The 24,625-nt window shown below is 58.8% G+C and carries 20 protein-coding genes and 4 tRNA genes; all 24 read left to right on the forward strand.

Annotated features, from left to right (window positions below; genetic code table 11):
* Positions 1–52 precede the first annotated feature (52 nt).
* The 24 genes from GPK42_RS03025 to GPK42_RS03140 all read left to right on the forward strand — a co-directional run bounded on the left by GPK42_RS03025 (position 53) and on the right by GPK42_RS03140 (position 24,573).
* Positions 53–1,030 (forward strand): acetylxylan esterase, encoded by a 978-nt coding sequence (locus GPK42_RS03025; RefSeq protein WP_215693433.1) that lies wholly within the window; start codon positions 53–55, stop codon positions 1,028–1,030.
* Positions 1,023–1,874 carry an acetylxylan esterase gene (locus tag GPK42_RS03030; RefSeq protein ID WP_215693435.1) on the forward strand — a complete coding sequence of 284 codons (852 nt, stop codon included), beginning with the start codon at positions 1,023–1,025 and terminating at the stop codon, positions 1,872–1,874. The genes GPK42_RS03025 and GPK42_RS03030 overlap by 8 nt, the downstream gene beginning before the upstream one ends.
* A gap of 68 nt (positions 1,875–1,942) precedes the next feature.
* A complete protein-coding gene (locus tag GPK42_RS03035) occupies positions 1,943–2,863 on the forward strand; it encodes a dihydrodipicolinate synthase family protein (RefSeq protein ID WP_195520698.1) in 921 nt (306 codons plus the stop codon).
* A gap of 173 nt (positions 2,864–3,036) precedes the next feature.
* Positions 3,037–4,002, forward strand: coding sequence for an ROK family protein (locus GPK42_RS03040; RefSeq protein ID WP_215693437.1), 966 nt, complete (start codon positions 3,037–3,039; stop codon positions 4,000–4,002).
* A gap of 70 nt (positions 4,003–4,072) precedes the next feature.
* Entirely contained in the window at positions 4,073–4,759 is a 687-nt protein-coding gene (locus GPK42_RS03045; protein ID WP_022094877.1) for an N-acetylmannosamine-6-phosphate 2-epimerase, read from the forward strand.
* A 101-nt stretch (positions 4,760–4,860) separates the two neighbouring features.
* The gene (gene rapZ, locus GPK42_RS03050) at positions 4,861–5,781 is read left to right on the forward strand and encodes an RNase adapter RapZ (RefSeq protein ID WP_022094878.1); all 921 of its coding nucleotides are present in this window, start codon (positions 4,861–4,863) and stop codon (positions 5,779–5,781) included.
* A 6-nt stretch (positions 5,782–5,787) separates the two neighbouring features.
* Positions 5,788–6,717, forward strand: a complete 930-nt coding sequence (whiA, locus tag GPK42_RS03055; protein WP_195503714.1) for a DNA-binding protein WhiA — start codon at positions 5,788–5,790, stop codon at positions 6,715–6,717.
* Positions 6,718–6,910: 193 nt separating this feature from the next.
* Positions 6,911–7,936, forward strand: a complete 1,026-nt coding sequence (gap, locus tag GPK42_RS03060; protein ID WP_022094880.1) for a type I glyceraldehyde-3-phosphate dehydrogenase — start codon at positions 6,911–6,913, stop codon at positions 7,934–7,936.
* Between the two features lie 140 nt (positions 7,937–8,076).
* Positions 8,077–9,267, forward strand: a complete 1,191-nt coding sequence (locus tag GPK42_RS03065; protein ID WP_006236149.1) for a phosphoglycerate kinase — start codon at positions 8,077–8,079, stop codon at positions 9,265–9,267.
* The gene (gene tpiA, locus GPK42_RS03070; protein ID WP_215693447.1) at positions 9,260–10,027 is read left to right on the forward strand and encodes a triose-phosphate isomerase; all 768 of its coding nucleotides are present in this window, start codon (positions 9,260–9,262) and stop codon (positions 10,025–10,027) included. Before GPK42_RS03065 ends, tpiA begins: the two co-directional genes overlap by 8 nt.
* Before the next feature lie 5 nt (positions 10,028–10,032).
* Positions 10,033–11,586: a 2,3-bisphosphoglycerate-independent phosphoglycerate mutase gene (gene gpmI / locus GPK42_RS03075; RefSeq protein ID WP_117637998.1), complete on the forward strand. Its 1,554-nt coding sequence runs from the start codon at positions 10,033–10,035 to the stop codon at positions 11,584–11,586.
* A 165-nt stretch (positions 11,587–11,751) separates the two neighbouring features.
* Entirely contained in the window at positions 11,752–12,006 is a 255-nt protein-coding gene (gene secG / locus GPK42_RS03080) for a preprotein translocase subunit SecG (protein WP_006236144.1), read from the forward strand.
* 290 nt (positions 12,007–12,296) lie between these two features.
* Entirely contained in the window at positions 12,297–13,973 is a 1,677-nt protein-coding gene (locus GPK42_RS03085; RefSeq protein ID WP_055286936.1) for a peptide ABC transporter substrate-binding protein, read from the forward strand.
* Between the two features lie 156 nt (positions 13,974–14,129).
* Positions 14,130–15,167, forward strand: a complete 1,038-nt coding sequence (locus GPK42_RS03090) for an ABC transporter permease (RefSeq protein ID WP_022094885.1) — start codon at positions 14,130–14,132, stop codon at positions 15,165–15,167.
* A 14-nt stretch (positions 15,168–15,181) separates the two neighbouring features.
* On the forward strand, positions 15,182–16,117 hold the full coding sequence (locus GPK42_RS03095; RefSeq protein WP_055310513.1) for an ABC transporter permease: 936 nt from the start codon (positions 15,182–15,184) through the stop codon (positions 16,115–16,117).
* A gap of 2 nt (positions 16,118–16,119) precedes the next feature.
* Complete coding sequence (locus GPK42_RS03100; protein ID WP_022094887.1) at positions 16,120–17,211, forward strand: ABC transporter ATP-binding protein; 1,092 nt, start codon at positions 16,120–16,122, stop codon at positions 17,209–17,211.
* Positions 17,211–18,239 (forward strand): ABC transporter ATP-binding protein, encoded by a 1,029-nt coding sequence (locus GPK42_RS03105; protein ID WP_022094888.1) that lies wholly within the window; start codon positions 17,211–17,213, stop codon positions 18,237–18,239. The genes GPK42_RS03100 and GPK42_RS03105 overlap by 1 nt, the downstream gene beginning before the upstream one ends.
* 595 nt (positions 18,240–18,834) lie before the next feature.
* Positions 18,835–18,924: transfer RNA gene (locus GPK42_RS03110), tRNA-Leu, on the forward strand.
* A 59-nt stretch (positions 18,925–18,983) separates the two neighbouring features.
* Positions 18,984–21,329, forward strand: coding sequence for a GAF domain-containing SpoIIE family protein phosphatase (locus GPK42_RS03115; RefSeq protein ID WP_215693448.1), 2,346 nt, complete (start codon positions 18,984–18,986; stop codon positions 21,327–21,329).
* 77 nt (positions 21,330–21,406) lie between these two features.
* A complete protein-coding gene (locus GPK42_RS03120) occupies positions 21,407–22,153 on the forward strand; it encodes an anti-sigma factor antagonist (protein WP_195544126.1) in 747 nt (248 codons plus the stop codon).
* A 105-nt stretch (positions 22,154–22,258) separates the two neighbouring features.
* Positions 22,259–22,334, forward strand: a tRNA-Gly gene (locus tag GPK42_RS03125).
* Between the two features lie 34 nt (positions 22,335–22,368).
* Positions 22,369–22,442, forward strand: a tRNA-Cys gene (locus tag GPK42_RS03130).
* Positions 22,443–22,484: 42 nt separating this feature from the next.
* A tRNA-Gly gene (locus GPK42_RS03135) sits at positions 22,485–22,560 on the forward strand.
* Positions 22,561–22,896: 336 nt separating this feature from the next.
* Positions 22,897–24,573, forward strand: a complete 1,677-nt coding sequence (locus GPK42_RS03140; RefSeq protein WP_338404316.1) for a glycoside hydrolase family 13 protein — start codon at positions 22,897–22,899, stop codon at positions 24,571–24,573.
* The last annotated feature ends 52 nt before the right edge of the window (positions 24,574–24,625 follow it).

Below are 24,625 nucleotides of genomic sequence, written 5' to 3' on the forward strand. Positions count from 1 at the left end.
CCCTTGCCGGGCGCACCTCCGTTGCGATTTCGAAAGGTTGGGTTCACGAGCCATGCCAAGTGCTCAGGAGCTACAACATCAATTTGGTGAATATCGAGGCGCCATGCCCCGTCCATCAGATTTCGATCTCTTTTGGAAGGATCGCATGGCCGAGGCCGACGCCGTCGGGCTTGACTATGCGATTGATACGGCATCGGTCGCCGATGCCGCGACCTGCCAGCTTTTCGACCTCTGGTATACCGGCATGTGTGGCGCGCGCCTGCATGCCAAGTACCTTAAACCCGTCTCGGACGAGCCCGTGCCATTGGTACTTCAGTTCCATGGGTATCCGGGTGCAAGCCGCAGCTGGTTTGAGCAGGCGTCGTTTGCGGGCATGGGCATGGCACTCATCGCCCTCGACTGCCCCGGCCAAGGAGGTCCCTCCGAGGACATTGGTGGATTTGAGGGCACAACGGTCGCGGGCCATATCGTCGCCGGTATCGACGGCGACCCGGCCAACCTCTACTATGTCCGCTTGCACCAAGATATTCGCATCCTGTGCCGCATCGTTCGCGAGCTCGAGGGCATCGATCTTGCCCGTGTGTTTGTGAACGGCGCGTCTCAGGGCGGCGGTTTGGGCATTGCGACCTGTGCGCTTAACAGCGAGCTTATCAATCGTGCCGCCATCCTCTATCCCTTCCTGTCAGATTTCCGCCTAGTCTGGGATTTGGATGCCGACGACATTGCCTACGAGGGCCTGCGCTATTGGTCTCGCTGGTTTGACGAGGACTCGACTCGTATTGACGAAGCCTATGCCAAGCTGGCGTACTTCGATTCCAAGAACTTTGCCCCTATGGTCAAATGCCCCGTGCTGTTTGGCACCGGCACAGCCGATATCGTCTGTCCGCCAGCGACGCAGTTTGCGGTCTATAACAATCTGACCTGCGAAAAGCGTCATGAGTTCTTTGAAGGCTTTGGCCACGAGGAGATTCAGGATTTTGACGATTTGATCATTCCGTTTTTCTGCAAGGGAGGGGAGGCTCATGTCTAAGTGCGAGAACAATGTTGACGAGCTGATTGTCCCCGGGCTCGTGGGAATTCCTGGAACGGTTTCGTCAAGGCTCGCAGAATATCGGGACTGGTGCGGTGATGTCCAAGCAGATGTTTCTGATTTAGAGACATGCGCTTCGAATCTTGAGATTCAAGGCCTGGCCATTACGGCGATTGACTTTGTTAACCCCTGCGCCCGTTACTCGGAGGTCTCCTTTGAGCTCGGTGACGATGCGATTCACGCTCGTTTGATCGAGCCTGTCGGTCGCGCCCGAGTATCTGAGCGCGTGCCGTTGTGCCTGATGTTCCACGACATCGATCGGCCTGTGCGCGGCTGGCATCACATGACGAGATTTGCCGCCATGGGGTATGCCGTCCTCGCGCTGGATGACGATGTTGCTGGTGCGGACGACCTGCAGCGGGGGATTTCTTCGCCCGCTTTTGTCGAGCGCGTCCGTTGGGGTCGCGCGCTGGCGAAGGTGGCGCGCAATCTTGATGGCATGGACCCCGACCGCATCTTTGCATGGGGCGAGGGTCTAGGCGGCGGAGTCGCGCTGGCGGTTTCTGCTCTGGACGAGCGGGGTCTCGCCTGCACGGCGGTTGCCAATCCGCTTCCTGGCGGCCTCGAGGCGCTGTCGTCTCGGGTGCGCGGATCGGTGCTCATGGGCACATCGCTCATGGATACCGTGAGCGATCCCAAGGATCAGTTTGCCGTATTCAACGGTCTTGAGTGTGACCGGAGACATATCATCTATGCCAAATACGCTCACGAGCGCATCAATGCGTTCGAAAACGAAGTCGTCGACTTTTTTAACCAAACGTTCTACTCGTGTTCTTTGGCCTAGACGGCCTGGACACTGCCAACAAGAGTGGGCGGCATAGGGCTGCCCACCAGACAACTAAGGAGATTCTTGTGGCAACTCAGAAATTCACCGGCGTTATCCCTCCCGTCGTTGTTCCCGATACCGAAGACCACCAGCTCGATGTTGCCTCCTTTGAGCGCAGCATCAACCGCATGATCGATGCCGGCGTCGATGGCTTGTTCTTCCTGGGCTCCTCGGGCGAGGTCGTCTTCTCCACCGACGAGCGTCGCCGTCAGATCATCTCCGAGGCCGTCCGTATCGTCGACCACCGCGTTCCCGTTCTGGTCGGCATCATCGACACCGAGACCGAGCGCATGATCGAGCACGGTAAGGTCGCTCAGGAGCTGGGCGCCGATGCGCTTGTCGCCACCTGCCCGTTCTATGCCCTGCAGGGCATGACCGAGGTCGAGGAGCACTTCCGCATCCTGCATGAGGAACTCGACCTGCCCATCTTCGCCTATGACATCCCCGTGTGTGTCCACACCAAGCTCCCGTGGAAGCTCCTTGCCAAGCTCGGTGCCGAGGGCGTTCTGGCCGGCGTCAAGGATTCCTCGGGTGATGACATCTCGTTCCGCTACCTCGTTCAGGAGAACGAGAAGAACGGCCATCCGATGAGCATCCTCACCGGTCACGAGGTTGTTGTCGACGGCGCCTACCTCGGTGGCGCCGACGGTTCCGTTCCGGGTCTCGCCAACGTTGAGCCCGAGGGCTACGTGCGTCAGTGGAAGGCCGCTCAGGCTGGTGACTGGGCTACCGTCAAGGCCGAGCAGGATCGCCTCAATGAGATTTCGCACATCTGGGATGTCACCTCGGGCGTCCAGGGTTATGCCGGTGGCGTCGGCGCCTTCAAGACCGCTATGAACCTCATGGGTATCTTCGACAGCCCGACCATGCCGCGCCCGGTGAAGGCCATGACCGGCGAGAACGTCGAGGCGATCAAGAAGGTCCTCCAGGACAACGGTCTCCTGTAAAGCTTCCCCGGGCACCCGACCTCGCCGTTCAACCGTGCGGCCATGACCCATTAGATCAATGGTCACACGGTTTCTTGGCGATCTCGGGCACCTGGAAAACCTTTTCCGCGCTGTGACGGCTAGCCTGACGGCGCATTTCCTGTAGTTGTTTTTTATCTCCTAAGGAGAGCGACATGGAGAACAAGTACGTCTGCTCTGTCGATATCGGCGGAACTAAGATCGCGACTGCCATCATGGAGTACCCGGCTGACGGTAGTGTGCCCCATCCTGTTTTTGAGGCCGAGGTTCCCACCGAGGCCCAAGAGGGCGGCGAGGCCGTCTTCCAGCGTATCGAGGCGTCCATCAAGGCTGCTCTCGAGGCGAATCCCGATGTCGAGGTCCTTGGCGTCGGTATCGGTGCTGCCGGCGTCGTCGATCCCAAGACGGGCGCCATCGCGTATGCCAACGAGATCATGCCCGACTGGTCCGGTGTTCAGTTGGGGCCGCGCCTGCGCGAGGACCTCGGTCTTCCCGTTGCCGTTGTAGGCGACGTGCAGGCTCATGCTCTGGGCGAGGCCCACTGGGGCGTCGGCAAGGGCAAGTTCTCCGTCTTGTGTCTTGGCATCGGTACGGGCATCGGCGGCGCATATGTCGAGAACGGCCGCGTGATGCAAGGCTTCCATGGTGCTGCTGGCCATATGGGCCACATCGAGTGCTCGGCTGCCGCCGGTATTCCCTGCGCCTGCGGGCGTTCCGGCCATCTGGAGTCGGTTGCTTCGGGCACTTCCATTGGTCGTATGTACGATGAGCGCTTTGGTCGCGTCGACCCCAGCCGTCCTTCGGTCGGTCGCGATGTGAACGACCTGTGCCGTGCGGGCGACGCAAAGGCGACCGAGGTCATCCATGACGCCGGCTTTGCGCTGGGTGCCAGCTTGGGCTCGCTCGCTAACATCCTGGACCCTGAGGTCATCGTGCTTTCGGGTGGCGTGATTCACCAAGGTCCCGATTGGCGTTCACAGACGTGGAAGGATTCGGTACACGAGGGCTATGCCAGCCAGGCGCTCGATCCGCTTCAGGACACGCCGATCCTCATCGGTTCTCTGGAGGGCGATGCTCCGCTCATCGGTGCCGCTGAGCATCTTCTTGCCTCGTTGAAGTAAACGTATCTTCTGTAGGAGCCTCCCGAGACAACACGCCTCGGGAGGCTGTTCTGAGAAAGGTTACAGCCTTATGACCGTCGATCCATTGATTCAATCCCTGAAGGGCAAGCTCGTCGTGAGCGTTCAGGCGTATATGGGCGAGCCGCTTCGTACGCCCGAGACCATGGCTCAAATGTCTCGCGCTTGCGAGCTCGGCGGCGCCGCCGCCATTCGCTGCCAAGGCCTTGCCGACATTGCCGCCATTAAGGGTCGCTGTGAGGTTCCCGTCATCGGCCTGTGGAAGGATGGGCACGAGGGCGTTTACATCACGCCGACGCTGCGTCACGCTCGCGCCTGCGTTGCTGCCGGTGCCGATATCGTGGCGATCGACGCCACCGATCGTCCGCGCCCCGATGGCAAGACGGTCGAGGATACCTTCCGTCCGCTGCACGAGGAGGGTGTGCTCCTGATGGCGGATTGTGCCACCATCGAGGATATTCGCCGTGCGGTTGATATGGGCTTCGACCTTGTATCTACCACGCTTTCTCACGGTGTCGCTGCCATCGACTGCACCATGGCCGATGGCCCCGATCTGCCGCTCCTGCGTCAGGCGACCGAGGAATTCCCCGGTCTTCCCATCATCTGCGAGGGCCGCGTGCACACGCCCGAGGAGGCTCGCGCCGCGATCGATGCTGGCGCCTGGGCCGTTGTCGTCGGCACCGCCATCACGCACCCCACGAGTATTACGAGTTGGTTCAAGGCTGCGCTTGAGGCGTAAGACAGGCCTCGTATCCGCTCGGGGCGGTATACTCAATATAGGCAATTGACCGCGCGGGATCCGGGTTGCTGGGTCCCGCGCTTGTTTTTGGGAGGCAGCACATGCAAAAGGGAGATGCCATGGATGCGGCGGAGCGCTCGGAGCGCATCCCCGATATCGTCATCATCACCGGAATGTCCGGATCGGGCCGCACACAGGCCATGCACGTGTTCGAGGATATGGGCTATTTTTGCATCGATAACCTGCCTCCGCGTCTCATCGCCCAGCTTGCCGAGCTCGTCGGCATCAATACGGGCGTGGGCAGGCATCTCGCCGTCACCTGCGATTTGCGTAGCCAGGGACTGTTTGACGAGTTGCTCGATGCGGTCGCCGCGCTCGAAGAGCGCGAGATGAGCTGCGACATCGTGTTCCTGGAGGCTTCTGACGAGGTGCTGATTCGTCGCTACAGCGAAAATCGCCGCCGTCATCCCATTGCCAAGCCGGGGGAGACTACGGCCGATGCCATTCAGCGCGAGCGCCTTCAGCTGCAGGGCGTGCGCGACCGAGCCGATATGATTATCGACACGAGCCGTCTGCGTACCTCTGCGCTGCGCAACAAGCTACGTATGGCATTTTCCGAGCTGTCCGACCAGCAGCTCATGGACGTCCACGTGTTCTCGTTTGGCTTTAAGCACGGCATGCCCGTCGAAGCGGATATTATGATCGACGTCCGCTTCCTGCCCAATCCGTTCTACGATCCCGAGATGCGCACGATGACCGGTCTCGATAAAAAGGTCTCCGATTTTGTTCTGGACCATCCCAAGACGCAGGAGTTTTGGAAGGCTTGGACACAGCTGCTCGATACGGTCATGCCCGGTTATATCGCGGAGGGTAAGCCGCAGCTTTCTATCGCCATCGGCTGCACGGGCGGCCAGCACCGCAGCGTTGCCATTGCCGAGGCCACGGCCCGTTACCTGGAAGGCGCTCAGTATCATGTGAGCATCTCCCACCGCGACCTGTCGCGCGCCAACACGAAGGCATAGGCCTGCATGTCGTTTACCGCTGAGGTGCGCGACGAGCTTGCGCGCTGCGAACCCGAATGTGAATACTGCGACTTGTCGACGCTTGCCGCCCTCACGCGCGTGAGCGGTACGCTCTCGCTTACCGGCTCTGGGCGGTATCGTTTGACGGTTGCGACTGAGACGGGAGCCGTCGCGCGCACGATGATCACGCTGACGCATCGTATCCTTAAGCTCAAAACGGAGTTCACCGTCCGTAAATCTGTATTGCATAAGGTTCGAAACTACCTCATCACCTTGCCTGATCAGCCAGACCTGGATAAGGCCTTGGTTCTGCTGGGTATCCTCGAACGTAGGGGAGGACTTGTCGCCGGCGTACCCCGACATATCGTTGCCCGTCCTTGCTGTAGACTTGCCTATATCCGCGGCGCGCTCATCGCGGGCGGCTTCGTGGCCGATCCACGCGGCGATTTTCATTTGGAGATTGCTGTGCAGGGCGAGCAATATGCCAAGGGGCTTTGCGATCTGTTGGAGCAGATTGGGGTCCATGCTCGTGTTAATGCACGGCGGGGGTCATATGCCGTGTACATTAAGAGCGCCGAGGAAATCGAGCATCTATTAAAGCTGATTGGCGCCAAGCGCAGCGTTGCCGAGATTGAGGAGGCGCGCGCGGTCAAGTTGGTTAAGAACGATGTGAACCGTCGCGTGAACGCCGAGCTCGCCAACCAGACCAGAAGCGCCGGTGCCGCCCAACATCAGCTTGCGCTTATCGATGAGCTCGAGCAGCGTGGCCTTCGTGATGCGCTTCCGGATGCCTTGGCGGTCTTTTGCGACCTGCGCGAGCGCTATCCCGATCTGTCGCTGCGTGATTTGGGGGAGATGGCTGACCCTCCCTTGTCGAAGTCAGCCCTCTACCATCGTGTTTTACGGCTTGAAAAGCTCATTGAAGCAAACAGGTAGTTTGAAGTAACGACTTATATATGGATTTAGCTGCTATTTTAGTATTTAAAACGTTTTAACGTAAATTTGATTTTCAATTTCGAGCATTCTCGTGAAATTCAAGTCAAAAAAAAGGTATATTAGGCGAGTGGTTAGTTTGTGGGCCTCAACGGCGGGCGCTGTAGCTCGCGGGGGCCTTACGAAAGGAGACACAATGGCAGTAAAGGTTGCTATTAACGGCTTCGGTCGCATCGGTCGTCTGGCTTTCCGTCAGATGTTCGGTCATGAGGGCTCCGAGATCGTCGCTATCAACGACCTCACCTCTCCCGATATGCTCGCTTACCTGCTGAAGTACGACTCCACGCAGGGCAACTACGCTCGCGATCACGAGGTCGTTGCTGGCGAGGATTCCATCACCGTTGACGGCAAGGAGATCAAGATCTACAAGGAGGCCGACGCTAACAACCTGCCTTGGGGCGACCTTGACGTCGACGTCGTTCTCGAGTGCACCGGCTTCTACACCAGCAAGGCTAAGGCTCAGGCCCACATCAACGCTGGCGCCAAGAAGGTCGTCATCTCCGCTCCGGCCGGCAGCGATCTGCCCACCATCGTGTACAACGTCAACCATGAGACGCTGACCGCTGAGGACAACATCATCTCCGCTGCTTCCTGCACCACCAACTGCCTCGCCCCGATGGCCAAGGGTCTGAACGACTTCGCTCCCATCGTGTCCGGCATCATGACCACCATTCACGCCTGGACTGGCGACCAGATGCCGCTCGACGGCCCGCAGCGCAAGGGCAACAAGCGTCGTAGCCGCGCCTGCGCCGTCAACATCGTCCCCAACACCACCGGTGCTGCCAAGGCTATCGGCCTGGTTCTCCCCGAGCTCAACGGTAAGCTCATCGGTGCCGCCCAGCGCGTCCCGACGCCGACCGGCTCCATCACCAACCTCTACGCTGTCGTTGACAAGAAGGTCACCGTCGACGAGGTCAACGCTGCTATGAAGGCCTACGCTGCCACCATCTCCGAGACCTTCGGTTACAACGAGGACGACATCGTCTCCACCGACATCATCGGCGAGACCCACGGCTCCATCTTCGACGCCACTCAGACCATGTGCTCTGACCTCGGCAACGGCCAGACCCTCGTTCAGGTCACCTCTTGGTACGACAACGAGAACTCCTACACCTCTCAGATGGTCCGCACCATCAAGTACTTCGAGAAGTTCGTTGCTTAATTTAGCTTTTAGCGAATAGCTCGTTGAGCGTCTAAAGAAGGGCGCGGCCTTATAGGGCTTACACCCTAGGGTCGCGCCCTTTTTATAGGAAATCGTCTGCCGTAATGGGAGGCAGACACGTACGAAAGGTAGAAGCAAACATGGCCTTTACCAAGAAGACCGTCCGCGACATCGATGTCGACGGCAAGCGCGTTCTCGTCCGCGTTGACTTCAACGTGCCTATCAAGGATGGCGTCGTTGGCGACACCACCCGCATCAAGGCTGCCCTGCCCACCATCAACTACCTCGTTGAGCACAACGCTCGCGTCATCCTCATGAGCCACCTCGGCCGCCCCGAGGGTACTGGCTTCCAGCCTGAGCTCTCCCTCGAGCCTGTTGCTAAGAAGCTCGCTGAGCTCTCTGGTCTCGACGTTGCCTTTGTCGCCGACACTTACGGCGAGAAGGCTGCCGAGGCTGTCGCCGCCGTCGAGCCGGGCAAGGTTCTCGTTCTCGAGAACGTCCGTTTTGACAAGCGTGAGAAGAAGAACGATCCCGAGATCGCCAAGAAGCTCGCTTCCTATGGTGACGTCTTCGTTCTCGATGCCTTCGGCACCGCTCACCGCGCCCAGGGTTCCGTCGTGGGCCCCGCCGCTTACCTGCCTGCCGTCGCTGGCTTCCTGCTTGAGAAGGAGGTCGACACGCTGACCGGTATCTTCGCCGAGCCCGAGCGTCCCTTCGTCGCTATCGTCGGCGGTTCCAAGGTTTCCTCCAAGATCGGCGTTCTCGATCACCTCATCGACTCCGCTGACACCCTGATCATCGGTGGCGGTATGGCCTACACCTTCTTCCTGGCTCAGGGCCTGTCCGTTGGTCAGTCCCTCAAGGAAGAGGACTGGGTCGAGCGCGCCGGCGAGATGCTCAAGAAGGCCGAGGAGAAGGGCGTCAAGATCCTGCTCCCCATCGACAACCGCGTTGCCGATCACTTTGGCGAGGACGCTGTCCCCGAGGTTGTCGCTTCCGACGCTATCCCCGACGATCGTGAGGGCATGGACATCGGCCCCAAGACCGAGGAGCTCTATGCCGAGGCCGTCAAGGGCGCCAAGACCGTGTTCTGGAACGGCCCCATGGGCGTCTTCGAGTTTGACAACTTCGCTCACGGCACCCAGGCTATCGCCGAGGCTGTCGCCGAGGCCGACTGCACCTCGATCATCGGCGGTGGCGACTCTGTCGCAGCTGTCAACAAGTTCAACCTGGCCGACAAGATGAGCTGGATCTCCACCGGCGGTGGCGCTTCCATGGAGCTCGTCGAGGGTAAGGCCCTGCCCGGAGTGGAGGCGCTTCTCGATGCCTAATCGCACCCTTCTTATCGCTGGTAACTGGAAGATGAACAACGACGTCGCCGAGGCCGCTAAGCTCGCCGACGAGCTGGCTCAGGCTCTGCCCGAGGTTCCGGCTGGCGTCGAGGTGCTCGTCTGCCCTCCGACCATCGACATCACCACGGTTCATGACCACATTCAGGCTGCCCCCATCGCCCTCGGTGCACAGAACGTGTACTGGGAGGCCAAGGGTGCCTTCACCGGTGAGTCCTCTTGCGACATGCTCAAGTCTGCCGGCTGCACCTACTGCATCATCGGCCACTCCGAGCGTCGTGACTACTTCCACGAGACTGACGAGGACCAGAACAAGAAGGCCAAGGCCCTCGTTGCCGCCGGTCTTGTTCCCGTCTTCTGCTGCGGCGAGTCCCTCGAGGTCCGCGAGGCTGGCACCTATGTCGAGCACGTCGTGAACCAGGTCAAGGCCGGCCTTGCTGGTCTTGAGATCACCTGCCCCAAGCAGGTCGTCGTCGCCTACGAGCCCATCTGGGCCATCGGCACCGGCAAGACCGCTACCGCCGAGGACGCTCAGGAGGTCTGCGGCGCTATCCGTGAGACCCTCAAGGAGATGTTTGGCGAGGAGCTCGCCGACGGCATCCGCGTTCTCTACGGCGGTTCCGCCAAGCCCGGCAACATCGCCGAGCTCGTCGCCAAGCCCGACGTTGACGGCGCCCTCGTGGGCGGCGCTTCGCTCAAGGCTGCCGACTTCGCCTCTATGGTCGTCAAGGCAGGCGAGTAGGACATATGGCACAGCGTCATCTTCCTGCACTCCTGATCATTATGGATGGCTGCGGCCTGGCTCCGGCCGATGGCGAGAACGCCGTCGCCGCTGCCAAGACGCCCTTCCTTGATAGCCTGTACGAGAAGTATCCTCACACCACGCTCGGCGCTTCGGGCGAGGACGTGGGCCTTCCCGACGGCCAGATGGGCAACTCCGAGGTGGGTCACCTCAACATCGGTGCCGGCCGCATCGTGTTCCAGGAGCTTTCGCGTATCAACAATGCCATCAAGGACGGCTCCATTGCCAAGAACGAGGTTTTCGTCAAGGCTATGGACGATGTCAAGGCCGAGGGTAAGACTCTCCACCTCATGGGCCTTATGAGCCCTGGCGGTGTTCATTCTCACATGAACCACGTCGAGGCTCTGGTCAAGATGGCTGCCGAGCACGGTGTCAAGACCGTTCGCGTCCACGCCTTCATGGATGGTCGCGACGTTGACCCGCAGTCCGGTGCCGGTTACATGAGTGAGTTCTGCGCCTTCCTGGCTAAGATCTCCGAGGAGACCGGTTGCGACGCTCGCGTTGCCACCGTCTCGGGCCGTTATTGGGCCATGGACCGCGATAATCGTTGGGAGCGCATCCAGCGCGCCTACGACGTCATGGTCAACGCGTCCGATGCTGATACCGACCCCGTTGCCGGTATCAAGGCCTACTACGAGAAGGACCCGCGCGGCGACGAGTTCGTCGAGCCCTTCGCTGCCCACAACGAGGGCATTCACGAGGGCGACGCGGCCATCTTCTTCAACTTCCGTCCCGACCGTGCTCGTCAGATGACCCGCGTGTTCACGGACAAGGAGTTCGACGGCTTTGAGCGCGAGCAGATCAAGCTTTCGCACTTTGTGACGATGACCGAGTATGATCCGACGTTTGACGTCGAGGTCGCCTTCCCCAAGACGTTCCCCGAGAACGTCCTGGCCGACGTTATCGCCGCCAATGGCCTGAAGCAGCTGCACACTGCCGAGACCGAGAAGTACGCCCACGTGACGTTCTTCCTCAACGGTGGCATCGAGGAGCCCAAGGAGGGCGAGGAGCGCGTGCTCGTCGCTTCCCCCAAGGTTGCTACCTACGATCTGCAGCCCGAGATGAGCGCTCCCGAGGTTACCGAGAAGCTCGTCGCCGCCATCAACGAGGATCGCGCTGATTTCTACATCGTGAACTTCGCGAACTGCGACATGGTTGGTCACACCGGTGTCTTCGACGCTGCCGTTAAGGCCGTTGAGGCTGTTGACGATGCCCTGTCCAAGGTTGTCCCGGCGATTCTCGCCAAGGGCGGCTTTGCACTGATTACCGCCGACCACGGCAACGCCGATCACATGTTTGACGTTGCTTCCGACGGTTCCAAGCATCCGTTTACGGCTCACACCACCAACCGCGTGCCGTTCATCATCGTTGATGAGAAGGCCAAGCTCACCGGTATCGAGGACGGCCGTCTTTCCGATATCGCTCCGACCATGCTCACCATGGCTGGTATTGAGCCTTCCGCCGAGATGACGGGCCGCGTGCTCGCTACCGAGGCCTAATAGAAAACAAATACCGTTTTCTAGCAAGGGGGGTTGTCCACAACCGGACAACCCCCTTTTTGGTATTTCTGCCATTTCCACCCCGTCCTTGAGTGGCAGGTAGGGGAGAGCGGGGGATTGTGGTACAGTACTGGAGTTTGAACTGTTCTATTAAGGAGCTTATCTATGGGTCCGTTCCAGATTCTTCTGTTTGTCGTTTGGGCTGTTTCTGCCGTGGCGCTGACGATTCTCGTCCTGATGCATTCCGGTAAGGGTACCGGCGTTTCGGATATGATTGCCAGCTCGCTGTATAACTCCAGCTCTGCCACGGGCGTTATGGAGCAGAACCTTGACCGCCTGACCGTCATCATGGCTGTCGTGTTTGCCGTGTGCGTCGTGCTGTGCATGTTCTTCTTCCCGCAGGGTATCGTCGGCTACTAAGCATCGGCGCTTATACGTTTGTAAAGGGTCTCGCATGTGCGGGGCCCTTTTTGTTTACATATTTGTAACAGAGTCAAAATATCCTCATATACTTCGCCCAACTAAAGAAAATCTCGACCGTTAACCGGAATTAGCCCCAAATCGTGCATAAAATGCGCTACTGTATTGCAATACGTTGGTCCGCTTTGTATAACCAGCCAAAACGGCGGACCGCGTTTGAATGGTTCGATTGGGCTGTCTTGACGTTGCCCGACCGAACTTACTTTGTCCTATCTCATAAGGAGGATGGCATGGCTGATTCTATGTTCCACCAGCCCGTTATGGGTCGTCGCGCCTTTGTTGGCGGCACCCTCGCTGCGAGCTCCATGGCTTTTCTTGCCGCATGCGGCAAGAAGGGCGGCGACACTTCCGGTTCTGAGTCCGGTTCGACGCTGAACTTCTACATCAACAACCCGGTCTGCATCGACCCCTACAATGTCCAGGAGGACCAGGGCACTCAGGTCGAGTACCAGCTCTTTGACGCTCTGACCTCTTATGACGCCGAGAAGGGCGAGATCGTTCCGCTGGCTTGCGAGTCCTTCGAGGCCAACGACGACGCCACCGAGTTCACCTTCAAGATCAAGAAGGCCAAGTTCCACAACGGTGACGACGTTACCTCCAAGTCCTTCAAGCTCGGTTGGGAGCGTCTGGTCAACACCAAGTCGGCCATCGCTACCGAGTACGGCCCTTCCGAGGTCTCCTATCACCTTTCCATGGTCGAGGGCTATGACGATCTGCTTGCCGGTAACGCTACTGAACTCAGCGGTGTTACCTGCCCCGACGATGAGACCCTCGTCGTCAAGCTGTCTTCCGCTTACGCCGACTTCCCCTTCGTCGCCTCTCACCCGGCTCTGGCCCCGGTTCCCGAGTGCGCCGAGTCCGATGCCAAGAGCTTCTACCTTGCACCGGTCGGTAACGGCCCGTTCATGATGGACGGCAAGTGGGAGGATGGTCAGGAGATCAACCTCAAGAAGTTCGACGATTACTATGGCGACAAGGCCAAGATCGATGGCATCCACTTCCAGGTCATCAAGGACATGGAGACCGCTTACAAGGAGTTCCAGGCCGGTAATCTCGATGTCTGCGACGTTCCCGTTGCTCAGATCGACGCCGCCAAGAAGGATCGCGGCGTGTCCAAGGACGGCTACACCATGGGTGACGGCGAGCGCATGCTGCTCGGCTCCGAGCCTTCCACCTACTACCTGACCTGCAACAACACGGCCGAGCCGTTCAACAACGCCGACCTGCGCAGGGGTATCTCCCTGGCCATCAACCGTGAGGCCATCTGCAAGACTATCTTCAAGGGTACCCGTACCCCCGCCGACGGCATTGTTCCTCCGGGCATCGATGGCTACAAGGAGGGCGCATGGGAGTTCTGCGCCTACGACGTCGACAAGGCTAACGAGTACCTGGACAAGGTTGCTCCCGCTGGCGCTAACGGCGATCGTGGCATTAACGTGACCCTTTCCTACAACCAGGATGGTGGCCACAAGGAGATCATGGAGTCCATCATCGGTGACCTCGCCAAGGTTGGCGTTACTGCTGTCTCCGATACCCCTGAGTGGTCTGCCTTGCTCGAGCAGTACCAGAACTTTAACTATCAGTTCGGTCGTCTGGGTTGGATTGCCGACTACCCGATTATGGACAACTTCCTGTATCCGCTGTTCCACTCCGACTCCCTCGGTGGCGACAACCGCTCCGGTTACAACAACCCCGAGTTCGACGCCAAGGTCAACGAGGCTCGCACCACGGTTGACGACGAAGAGCGCGTTGCTAAGATGCAGGAGGCCGACGCTATGGTCGCTGCCGACTGCCCGGTCATCCCGGTGATGTTCTACACGCACACCATCGTCGGCTCCGATCGCATCAAGCACCTCTATGTCGATCCGCAGAAGCACGCTGAGCTGGGTACCGCTGAGCTCGCCTAAGAGTTTGCAGCTTCCGTGAGGGTCAAGTATTTACGTAGACCTCATGGGAAACATACAGTTCTCCCTAACCTGGGGTAAACTGGCTGATGGTAATTTTGGGATGCCGGTCTGGCGATCGGCATCCCATTTAGGTTAATCCCTAGATAGGGGAGTGGTATGGGTAAGTACATCGTTAAACGTGTGCTTCAGTTCATCCCGGTATTTTTGGGCGTTACGCTGATTCTGTTCGCCCTTCAGAATATCGTGCCGGGAGACCCGATCAAGCTGATCGGTGGAGACAAGGCTCTGTCCCCCGAGGTGGAGCTTCAGCTTCGCGTCCGCTATCACCTGGTCCAGTCGGACGAGGACGGCAACGCGATCCTTGACGAGAACGGCGACCCCGTTCAAACGTCGCTCGTGGACCGTTACTTGTATTACATGAACGGCCTGCTTCATGGCGATCTGGGCAATTCGTATCAGCGCAAGCTGCCGGTTACGGAAATTTTTGCCCAGAAGTATCCGTATACGGTCAAACTTGCCGCGTGCGCCATCGTGCTCGAGGCAATCATGGGTATCGGTGCGGGTATCATTTCGGCGGTAAAGCGTTATTCCTTCTGGGATATTTTGGTAACGCTCACCACGTCGATCCTCGTTGCGGTCCCGGCCTTCTGGCTCGGTATGTTGCTGCAGCTGTTCTTTGGCGTCATCCTCAAGGACGCTACGGGCGGTGCAATCTCCATGCCGATCTCGGGTGCCGGCGGTTCCAGCTCTCAGTATCAGGATTGGATGCACTATGTGCTTCCGACCATTACGCTGGCTTCGGTTTCGACCGCTTATGCCGCCCGCATTATGCGCTCGCAGCTGCTTGACGTCATGAACCAGGATTACATCCGTACGGCAAAGGCCAAGGGTCTCTCCAATCGCGCGATCATCGTCAAGCATGCGCTTAAGAATGCACTCATCCCCGTCGTTACCTATATTGGTGTCGACTTTGGCGGCATGCTTTCGGGCGCCATCCTGACCGAGACGGTCTTTAACTGGCCCGGTATCGGCTATGAGGTCTATCGCGCCATTAGCATGCGTGACTGGCCCATCGTTATGGGCGGCGTTACGCTCATCGTCGTCGTCGTCATGGTGATTAACCTGCTCGTCGACATTAGCTATGCATTCCTCGACCCGCGCATCCGCCTTGGCGGTCCGTCGGATAAGGCCTAAGGGAGGTACGTCTCATGCAGGAAACTGATTCTCAGTCTCAGGAGCAGGCTACCGCCACCAAGGCCGCATCTGCTCCCGCCAAGTCCCGCACGCTGTGGGGTGACGCTTTTAAGCGTCTTCGCAAGAACAAGCTCGCCGTTATCGGTGTCTGCTGGATCATCATCGTCGTTTTGGTTGCCCTGACCGCAGATCTGTGGGCTAAGCCCTGGCTCGGTTCGCCGACGGCTTCCGACTCGACCACCATGGCCGAGACGTCGCTGTTGGCTCCGTGTGCAGAGCACCCGTTTGGCACCGACGCCCTTGGTCGCGACATTCTCGTCCGCGTTATCTACGGTGCACGCGTTTCGCTGTCCGTCGGCATTATGGCCACCGCGATCTCCACGGTGATCGGTCTGGTCATGGGTGCTCTGGCCGGTTTCTACGGCGGGATCTGGGATACGATCATCATGCGCTGTGCGGACATCTTCCTGGCGTTCCCGTACGTGCTGTTCGTTGTCGCCATGATCGCCGTTATCGGCCGTGGTCTTCAGAACGTCTTTATCGCCATCGGTATTCTCGGCTGGCCTTCGATTGCGCGCGTCTTCCGCTCTGCAATCTTGACGGTCAAAGAAAACGACTATGTTGACGCTGCGCGCGCGATGGGTGCATCTGATGCTCGTATCGTAGTGCGTCACATCTTCCCGAACTCCGTCGCCTCCATCGTGGTCTACGCGACCATGAACATTGGTGGCGCCATTCTGACCGAGTCCGCTCTGTCCTTCCTCGGCATGGGCGTTATTCCGCCTACGCCTTCGTGGGGCTCCATGATTCAGGACGGTCAGCAGTATCTTCTGACTGCTCCCTGGATGATGATCATGCCCGGTCTGGCAATTCTTTCGACGGTGCTCGCCTTCACCCTGCTGGGTGACGGTCTGCGCGACGCCCTCGACGTCAAGATGAAGGACGCATAAGGATGAAGAAGAACAAGAACTATGTGGACCTGAAGGACCAGCCGGTTCCCGAGGGCCAGCATCTGCTCGAGGTCGATGACCTTAAGATGTATTTCCACACCGAGGATGGCGTTGTTCGCGCTGTCGACGGTGTCTCCTACACGCTCGATCGCGGCGAGACCCTGGGTGTCGTCGGTGAGTCCGGTTCCGGTAAGTCCGTGACCGCCATGACCATCATGGGCCTCATCTCGATGCCTCCGGGAAAGATCGAGGGCGGCGACGTTCGCTATCGCGGTCGTTCTATCCTCGAGATGACCGAGGAAGAGATGCAGCACATTCGCGGAAACGACATCGCGATGATCTTCCAGGATCCTATGACCTCCTTGAACCCGGTCTATAAGATCGGCAAGCAGGTGGGCGAGGGCCTTCGTCTGCACCGTGGCTACTCCAAGCAGGAGGCGCTCAAGCGCGCTACCGAGCTTTTGGACCTCGTGGGTATCCCCGAGCCCGAGAAGCGCGTCAATGAGTATCCGCACCAGTTCTCCGGCGGTATGCGTCAGCGTGTCATGATCGCTATGGCTCTTGCCTGCGATCCCGATATCCTGATTGCCGACGAGCCCACGACGGCTCTGGACGTTACCATTCAGGCTCAGATTATCGAGCTCATGCAGGAAATGCAGGAGAAGAACGGCAACGCCATCATTATGATTACCCATGACCTGGGCGTCGTTGCCGATATGGCCGATAAGATCATGGTTATGTACGCCGGCCGTCCCGTCGAGTTCGGTACTGCTGAGGAAATCTTCTACGAGAGTCGCCACCCCTACACCTGGGGCCTTATCCGCTCCATCCCGGAGCAGGCCATCGAAGAGAAGAAGCCGCTTACGCCGATTCACGGCAACCCGCCTTCGCTCATGAACCTGCCTGAGGGCTGCGTGTTCTCGCCTCGTTGTCCCTATGCGACGGACAAGTGCCGCAAGCAGCGCCCCGAGCGCGTTGTCACCGAGTCTGGTCATTACTCTGCGTGCCACTACTCCGGTGACCCCGAGTTCCTCAAGAACGCTCCTGAGACGTCCCGTACGCGCAAGGATTCCAAGAAGGGAGGCGAGGCGTAATGGCAGATACCAACGAGCGTACTCCGCTGCTGAAGGTCGAGCACCTCTCTAAGGAGTTCCCCGCTGAGTCCGGCATGTTCGCCAAGCGCTTCTCCAAGCGTGTTGTCTCTGCAGTAAATGACATTTCATTCGAGATTTATCCGGGCGAGACCTTTGGTCTGGTTGGTGAGTCTGGTTGCGGTAAGTCCACGACGGGTCGCACCATCATGCGCCTGACCAAGCCGACCGCCGGTAAGGTGTTCTTCCAGGGTAAAGATGTTGCCGAGATGAGCAAGCATGAGATCAAGGACATGCGTCGCGAGATGCAGTTCATCTTCCAGGATCCCTATGCTTCGCTCAATCCCCGTATGACCATCGGCGAGATCGTCTCCGAGCCCATGACCATTCATGGTGTGGGTACCAAGGAGGAGCGTATCGAGCGCGTCCGCGAGCTGCTGGACGTCGTCGGTCTGAACCCCGAGCACATCAACCGCTATCCGCACGAGTTCTCCGGCGGTCAGCGTCAGCGTGTCGGCATTGCCCGCGCGTTCGCTCTGAAGCCCAAGCTGATCATCTGCGACGAGCCTGTCTCTGCACTTGACGTTTCCATTCAGGCCCAGGTTTTGAACCTGCTGAAGGAGCTTCAGGATAAGTTCGGTACTGCTTATCTCTTCATTGCTCACGACCTTTCTGTCGTGCAGCACATTTCTGATCGCGTTGCCGTTATGTATCTGGGCAAGATGGTCGAGGTTTCGGACTGGAAGACGCTCTACAGCGAGCCTCACCATCCGTACACGCAGTCGCTGTTGTCTGCCGTGCCGGTGCCCGATCCTGATATCCAGAAGACCCGCAAGCGCATCATCCTCGCCGGCGATCCGCCGTCACCGCTGGATCCGCCGACCGGTTGCCGTTTCCACACTCGCTGCCCAATCGCTCAGGGTATCTGCTCTGAGAAGCTTCCCGAGTTTAAGGAAGTCGCACCGGGCCACTGCTGTGCTTGCCACTTCGCCGAGCCGTTCCCGATTAAGGAATCGCACATCGACCTGTAGTCGGTTGTTTTCGTCCGGGCCCGTGCTGGACTTAGTTTTCAGAACGTCCTCGACCATGGAAACCCCCTTATCCTGCTCCTTCGGAGCTGCGGATAAGGGGGTTTCCTGGTCTGCGGAATGTTCTGAAAACTAAGTCCAGCACGGGCCCTGAGTTACCGCCGCAGGGGGGCGATTCCTTGATCGCTCACTTAATCTAATAGGAAAGATAGTGAGGCCGGAGCTTTAGCTCCGGCCTCCTTATATAAGGGCTCGGCAAAGCCGAGCCGCTAAATTTGTATCAGCCCTCAGAACATGTTTGAGAACTGTGCCTGAAGTACGTATTTGCAGGCCCCGAATCGGTGTTGCCTCCCGGCGCAATCCGCAGGGGGAGCGATATTTTGCAGCACGAAGTGCGTAGCAAAATATCGCTCATGCCCGAGGACGCGCCGGGAGGCAACACCGATTCGGGGCCGGACACACGGATCTACCTGCGCATTTACAAATTCGTAAACTTTTTTGAAAAAAGTGCTTGCACAGTTCTCGAATCATAGGTTATTATCTTCCTCGTTGAACGCGCGGGTCCAACAAAACGAACCGTGAATCAACAACATAGCATGTCGGAGTGGCGGAATTGGCAGACGCGCTAGCTTGAGGTGCTAGTGACCGCTTTTTGGTCATGCGGGTTCAAGTCCCGCCTCCGACACCATCGCATTTGAGAAGCCTCTTCGGAGGCTTTTTTGTTACCGATAGACGGTGGGGTCCACGATGGAAACGCTTGAACGCAACGAGTGGGCAGACGTTGCCCAACTAGTCGAGATCACGAGCGATGCTGTCATCATCTGCGAGCTCGACGGAACAATTCTGCATGTGAATAATCGCTTACTTGGTTTGATGTGCGAGGAACGCGCCGACGTCATCGGTGGAGATGTTAAAGATGTCCTGTACTCATCCGCTTTTGAACGTGCGACGGAACATCGTCTGCCATTTGAAACTGATGGCTCCGAGAACGAATTGATGCTCAAGCTGAGTGACGGCTCCTTTATCCCCGTCTTGGTTCGTGCGGGCTCCGTAACGCCTCCACGCATCTTTGGGCGCCGCGCACCACGTGTCCTTGTGGCGCTTCATAGTATCGAGGAACAGTATTCTCACGACCGTCAGCTCAAGCGCGCTCTTTCAGAGCTTAGAGTGGCTAACAAGCGCCTCTCTGGCACGCTCTCGGTCATTATGAGTACCGTGGGCTCCGATGAGCTGCCCAGCCTACTTGATACCGTTTTGAACCAGCTTGTAGGAACGCTCGATGCTTCGGGTGCCGCTATCTATTTTTCTGAGAGCGGCGGTTTTAAGCTACGCGGTGTTTCCAAGGAGCTGTACGACAGCTACCTGCCCGAGTTTTTGCCGTATGGCGCTGGCATTCCGACGTATGTTCTTCGTGAGTCGCGTGCCTGTCGCTTGTCGATTCAACAGGACCTTGAGGGCGATAGGGCCGCCTCCGGTATGTTTATGGACCTGGACAATCGTTCTAAGCACCTGTTGCGCATGCAGGATATGCCTCCGTACCGCAGCGAGATCTGTCTTCCCGTTTTTTACGGTACGCAGATTCTTGGCGTGCTGGAAGTTGGTTGGAAACGCCCCCAGGCACCGCTCGCCTATGACGTTAATGTGCTCGAGGTCATTTGCGATTACCTGTCTATCCAGCTGGTCGGCATGGCATCGAGCCTTCGCTCCCGTCGCACGGCCGAGCTTGGCCGCTCGCTCAATGTCTTACGTGATGAGTTGTTTGCCTTTCTAGACGATTCCGCCGCGGCTACCCAGGCGGTATCGTCCGAGATCTGCAATATGCTTAACTGCCATTTTTGCCCTGTTGAGTATGACGCCAGTCTGGATTCCTACGTCATAGATTTTGAAGGTGGCAGTCGCGTTGCTTTGCCGGACGATCCCGAGAAGCTTTTCTTTTCCACGACGGCGCCAGCGGCACGTCTGGGGGCTGGCCCTGATGGCTTTGAGGCATCTGTTTTGGGCGGTACGAGTGCCGAGGACCTTAAACACGTCCGTATAACTCGCGTTGACGAATCGATGCCTATGGGAGGCTGGCTTAGGGCGCACGGTCTGCCTTGTCAGGGTCTCTACGTTGACTCCGGCATCGAGGCGGGGCGCCCGCGCTCTGAGGGTGATGGCAAGCACAGTAACGACGCGATTGTTCCTGCTTCTGTTGCGAAGAGCCCTACGACGCGCGCGCTGCTGCTTCGTGATGGTAGCCAAGAGCCGATTGATGATCTTGAATATGACTACTTGGTGCACTTGGCGCATGACTTTGAACTGATCTACGAAGGCGAATCTCAAAAGCGCGAGGAGCGCCATATCGCTCAGACCCTTCAGATCGGCATGAGAAATTCCCTGGGGGATGTTCCGGGTATCGCAACCGATTCGGTGTACCTGTCGGCCACGAACTCGGCGTTGGTCGGCGGCGATTTCTATACGCTCATCCGTCTTCCCGACGACTGCGCCGTCATGATTCTGGGTGATGTGTCTGGCAAAGGCATTGAGGCCGCATCGATGTCCGCGCTCGTCAAGACGGCCCTGACGGCATATGCCTGGGAGGGCGCTGGACCGGCCCGTATGGCACGCTCCCTTAACAGCATGCTCATGGGCTTTTCGAGGGTCGAGACGTTCGTGACGGCCTTTATCGCCAAGATTGACCTTAAAGCCGGACGCGCAACGTATTGTTCGGCGGGCCATCCTCCGACCATGGTCATCAGGCCAGAGTCGATGCCGCTGGGTGGCGGCGAGGCCCGTGGGGGAGAGGTTGAGCTGCTTGGATGCCAATCGGGCGTAATCGGTGCCTTTGAGAGCATGGTGTACGAGACAGGCGTGTTTACGTTTGTCCCCGGCGACATGCTCTTCATGTATACGGATGGAACGATTGAGGCCCGCGACCGCACCGGAGCGTTCTTTGGCGAGCAGCGCTTGCGCGACCTTCTGCTTTCTGTTTCGGGGGAGGGCGTGTCGGGCATTTGCGGCAAGGTCTTGGGCGAGCTTGACCGATTTACCGAATCGGCGCTGGACGATGACATTGCATTGGTGTCCCTTGAGTTTTTACGGGGTCGTTCATAGACGACGCTGGGCGGGCTGAATCCGCACGGTTGGGGAAACGAATGCATCGAGTGGGCTTTTTTGGGAACCATGGTCGTATGAATGAGTGGAATGACATAGCGGTTTTGACGCCACCGGGTGATGTCGACATCGCATCGGTGCCGGTGCTGCGCCGACGGTTGGATAATTTGATCGACCGGGGCGTGCGTCGCGTTGTCATCAATTGCCAGGCCGTGGGCTTTATCGACTCGACAGGTTTGGCGTTTTTGCTTACACGTGCCAGAGAGCTCATGAGGCGAGAGGGCCTGCTTTCGCTTGTTAACGCCTCCGATGAGGTTATTCGCTTTTTGGAGATTGCCCGACTTGTCGACATCCTGCATGTTGCGGGTCCGGCACGGGAGTCTATTCCCGCCATTCCGGTGGGGGAGCTGCCTCGCTGGAGCAAGAGCGTCGAGGTCCGTCAAGGTATCGAGAACCTTCCATACTACCGACATCGCATCGCCGAACTCCTCGAATCGCTTCCGTTGCGCCGTGACGAGCGCTACGATGTCGCATTGGCGTCGGGGGAGGCGCTGGGTAATGCCTATGACCATGCGGGCGGTATCGGGTGCGTCCTGACGGTTCAGGCCTATGGCGATCGCGTTGTGGTCGAGGTACTTGATCGAGGTGCCGGCTACTCTATCGATGAAACGAGCGAACCGGTCGCATCTGAGGAGCGCGGCCGTGGTATCAAGCTTATGCGTATGCTCGTCGATAACGTGGAGGTTGCTCGTCGTACGGACGGCGCCGGCACGCGTGTGCAGATGGTGAAGCTGTTTAACGGAGCGCCGGAATCGTGTGCCTAGCCAATCGCTTTAGCGCGTTTAGCTACCAAGAACATGCGGCAGGCAATTTTTTTGAAAAAAGTACTTGCGTCTTTTGGACAACTCGCGTAAATTAATAACCCGCAAGCGGACATGGCTCAGTTGGTAGAGCACAACCTTGCCAAGGTTGGGGTCGCGGGTTCGAGCCCCGTTGTCCGCTCCATTGCATTTCCGGACCGTTTAGGCGGTCCTTTTTCGGCGAAGTGGCCAAGTGGTAAGGCAGAGGCCTGCAAAGCCTTTACCCCCGGTTCGAATCCGGGCTTCGCCTCCAGGCAACATCCGGGCGCTCCGGCGCCCGTTTTGTTTTACATATGCGGACATGGCTCAGTTGGTAGAGCACAACCTTGCCAAGGTTGGGGTCGCGGGTTCGAGCCCCGTTGTCCGCTCCAACTATCTTACGCGGTTCTAACGAACCGCGTTTTTTGTTGACGCTGCGCGGGCCCCGGGCACCCCATCTTGCCCCTCAATCGTCGGTCGCGTACATAAAGTACGCTTCCCTCCTCTTTCGCGGCAACCTGGGGCACCCGGAGCCCGCTCGCTGTCGTGGCCGGGAAAGTGGGTCTTCCGTTCTTTTCACTAATCGGTCGATTCGTCCCAGGAGGCTCGAACCCGAGAGGGAGCGAGCGTTTTGGGGCGTGGCTGTGGCGTTGTTTGCTGCGAATGTGCGCTTTGGGCGTATCATCGTGGGCATCTCGCATAACCTCGTTGCAAGGGAGATACGCCCCGTGGCTACAGAAAAGTCTTCTTCGCGCTCATGGATGTCCGATGCCGCGATCTATCAGATCTACCCGCGCTCGTTTAAGGATTCGACTGGTTCGGGTCTGGGCGATATCGCGGGCATTACCCAGCAGATGGACTATCTTGAGCGGCTGGGTATCGAGGCCATCTGGCTGAGCCCGTTTTACCCATCGCCTCTTGTCGATGGTGGCTATGATGTGGCGGACTACTGCGATGTCGATCCACGTCTCGGCTCGCTTGACGACTTCGATGATATGATCGCTGCGGCTCACGCGCGCGGCATCAAGGTCATCGTCGACATCGTGCCCAACCATTCATCCAGCCAGCACCCCTGGTTCAAAGCCGCTCTTGCCGCCGGCCCCGGATCGCCCGAGCGCGCCCGTTATATCTTCCGCGATGGTCGCGGCGAGCATGGCGAGCTGCCTCCCACCAATTGGAATGCCAACTTTGGCGGCCCCGCATGGACGCGTGTTGCGGACGGTCAGTGGTATCTGCACATGTTTACGCCCGAGCAGCCGGACTTTGACTGGTCATGCCCTGAGGTTCACGCGCTCTTTTGCGACGTCCTGGCGTTTTGGAGCGATCGAGGCGTCGACGGCTTTCGCATTGATGTGGCGCAGGGTCTCGCCAAGGATCTCGACCGCGATGACCTCGACCGGTGGCATCTCGCCGAGGGCGATGACATGGTTGACGACGGCACCCATCCGCTGTGGGACCGCAACGAGGTCCACGAGATCTATCGAGAGTGGCGCCGCGTGTTCGACCGCTATAATCCGCCACGCAGCGCCGTTGCCGAGGCGTGGGTGCTGCCCGAGCGCCAGTATCTCTACGCGCGTCCCAGCGAGCTTGGCCAGACATTCAACTTTGAGTTTGCCAAGGCCACTTGGACCTATGATGACATGCACACTGCAATCGAGAAGGGCTTGAAGGCAGCCGTCGAATCCGATTCCGCCTCGACCTGGGTACTCTCCAACCACGACGTGCCGCGCGTGGCGACACGCTATGCCCTGCCGCAAATCAAGGCGACGCGCTACCACCAGATTGCGCTCGACTGGCTCTTGCGCGACGGGTCGTCTTATGATGAGGACCGTGAACTCGGCGAGCGCCGCGCGCGGGCGGCCCTTTTGCTTGAGCTGGCGCTTCCGGGCTCGGCATACGTGTATCAGGGTGAGGAGCTCGGCCTTTTTGAGGTGGCTGATATTCCGTGGGATGCACTCGAAGATCCCACTGCGACCAATACGCACGGACCGAAGCGTGAGAAGGGGCGCGACGGCTGTCGTGTGCCCCTGCCGTGGGTGGCGGCGGACGATCCCGCGCAGGGCGGATCGTTTGGGTTTTCGCCGGCGGACGCCGATGCGGCGCCCCATCTGCCGCAACCTGCATGGTTTTCCGATTACGCTGTCGATAGGGAAGAAGCGGACCCGACATCGATGCTTGCGCTCTATCGTGACGCCCTCTGGCTGCGGCGCAAGCTGCGCGGGTGCGCCAACGATCTTGCGTGGCTCGATCTTGACGGGCGCACCGGTCTTGCGGATGGCGCCGAGGGCGCCGAGGGCGGCGTCATCGCCTATCGCCGCGACAACGGCTGGGCGTGTGTGACGAACTTCGGTGCAGCACCCGTGGAGTTGCCGGCGGGCAGGGTGGCGCGCGCAGACGTGGTGTAAGAGTGTCCTGAGGTCCGTCGCTGCAAGCCCCGATGTTACTCCTTCTTGAGGC

This window comes from Collinsella aerofaciens, from assembly GCF_018785265.1.
Lineage (GTDB): Bacteria > Actinomycetota > Coriobacteriia > Coriobacteriales > Coriobacteriaceae > Collinsella > Collinsella aerofaciens_AI.

Coding starts and splice junctions, on each gene's coding strand:
- GPK42_RS03025 (WP_215693433.1), top strand. CDS start 53: ATGCCAAGTGCTCAGGAGCTACAACATCAATTTGGTGAATATCGAGGC.
- GPK42_RS03030 (WP_215693435.1), top strand. CDS start 1,023: ATGTCTAAGTGCGAGAACAATGTTGACGAGCTGATTGTCCCCGGGCTC.
- GPK42_RS03040 (WP_215693437.1), top strand. CDS start 3,037: ATGGAGAACAAGTACGTCTGCTCTGTCGATATCGGCGGAACTAAGATC.
- GPK42_RS03045 (WP_022094877.1), top strand. CDS start 4,073: ATGACCGTCGATCCATTGATTCAATCCCTGAAGGGCAAGCTCGTCGTG.
- rapZ (WP_022094878.1), top strand. CDS start 4,861: ATGCAAAAGGGAGATGCCATGGATGCGGCGGAGCGCTCGGAGCGCATC.
- whiA (WP_195503714.1), top strand. CDS start 5,788: ATGTCGTTTACCGCTGAGGTGCGCGACGAGCTTGCGCGCTGCGAACCC.
- gap (WP_022094880.1), top strand. CDS start 6,911: ATGGCAGTAAAGGTTGCTATTAACGGCTTCGGTCGCATCGGTCGTCTG.
- GPK42_RS03065 (WP_006236149.1), top strand. CDS start 8,077: ATGGCCTTTACCAAGAAGACCGTCCGCGACATCGATGTCGACGGCAAG.
- tpiA (WP_215693447.1), top strand. CDS start 9,260: ATGCCTAATCGCACCCTTCTTATCGCTGGTAACTGGAAGATGAACAAC.
- gpmI (WP_117637998.1), top strand. CDS start 10,033: ATGGCACAGCGTCATCTTCCTGCACTCCTGATCATTATGGATGGCTGC.
- secG (WP_006236144.1), top strand. CDS start 11,752: ATGGGTCCGTTCCAGATTCTTCTGTTTGTCGTTTGGGCTGTTTCTGCC.
- GPK42_RS03085 (WP_055286936.1), top strand. CDS start 12,297: ATGGCTGATTCTATGTTCCACCAGCCCGTTATGGGTCGTCGCGCCTTT.
- GPK42_RS03090 (WP_022094885.1), top strand. CDS start 14,130: ATGGGTAAGTACATCGTTAAACGTGTGCTTCAGTTCATCCCGGTATTT.
- GPK42_RS03095 (WP_055310513.1), top strand. CDS start 15,182: ATGCAGGAAACTGATTCTCAGTCTCAGGAGCAGGCTACCGCCACCAAG.
- GPK42_RS03100 (WP_022094887.1), top strand. CDS start 16,120: ATGAAGAAGAACAAGAACTATGTGGACCTGAAGGACCAGCCGGTTCCC.
- GPK42_RS03105 (WP_022094888.1), top strand. CDS start 17,211: ATGGCAGATACCAACGAGCGTACTCCGCTGCTGAAGGTCGAGCACCTC.
- GPK42_RS03115 (WP_215693448.1), top strand. CDS start 18,984: ATGGAAACGCTTGAACGCAACGAGTGGGCAGACGTTGCCCAACTAGTC.
- GPK42_RS03120 (WP_195544126.1), top strand. CDS start 21,407: ATGAATGAGTGGAATGACATAGCGGTTTTGACGCCACCGGGTGATGTC.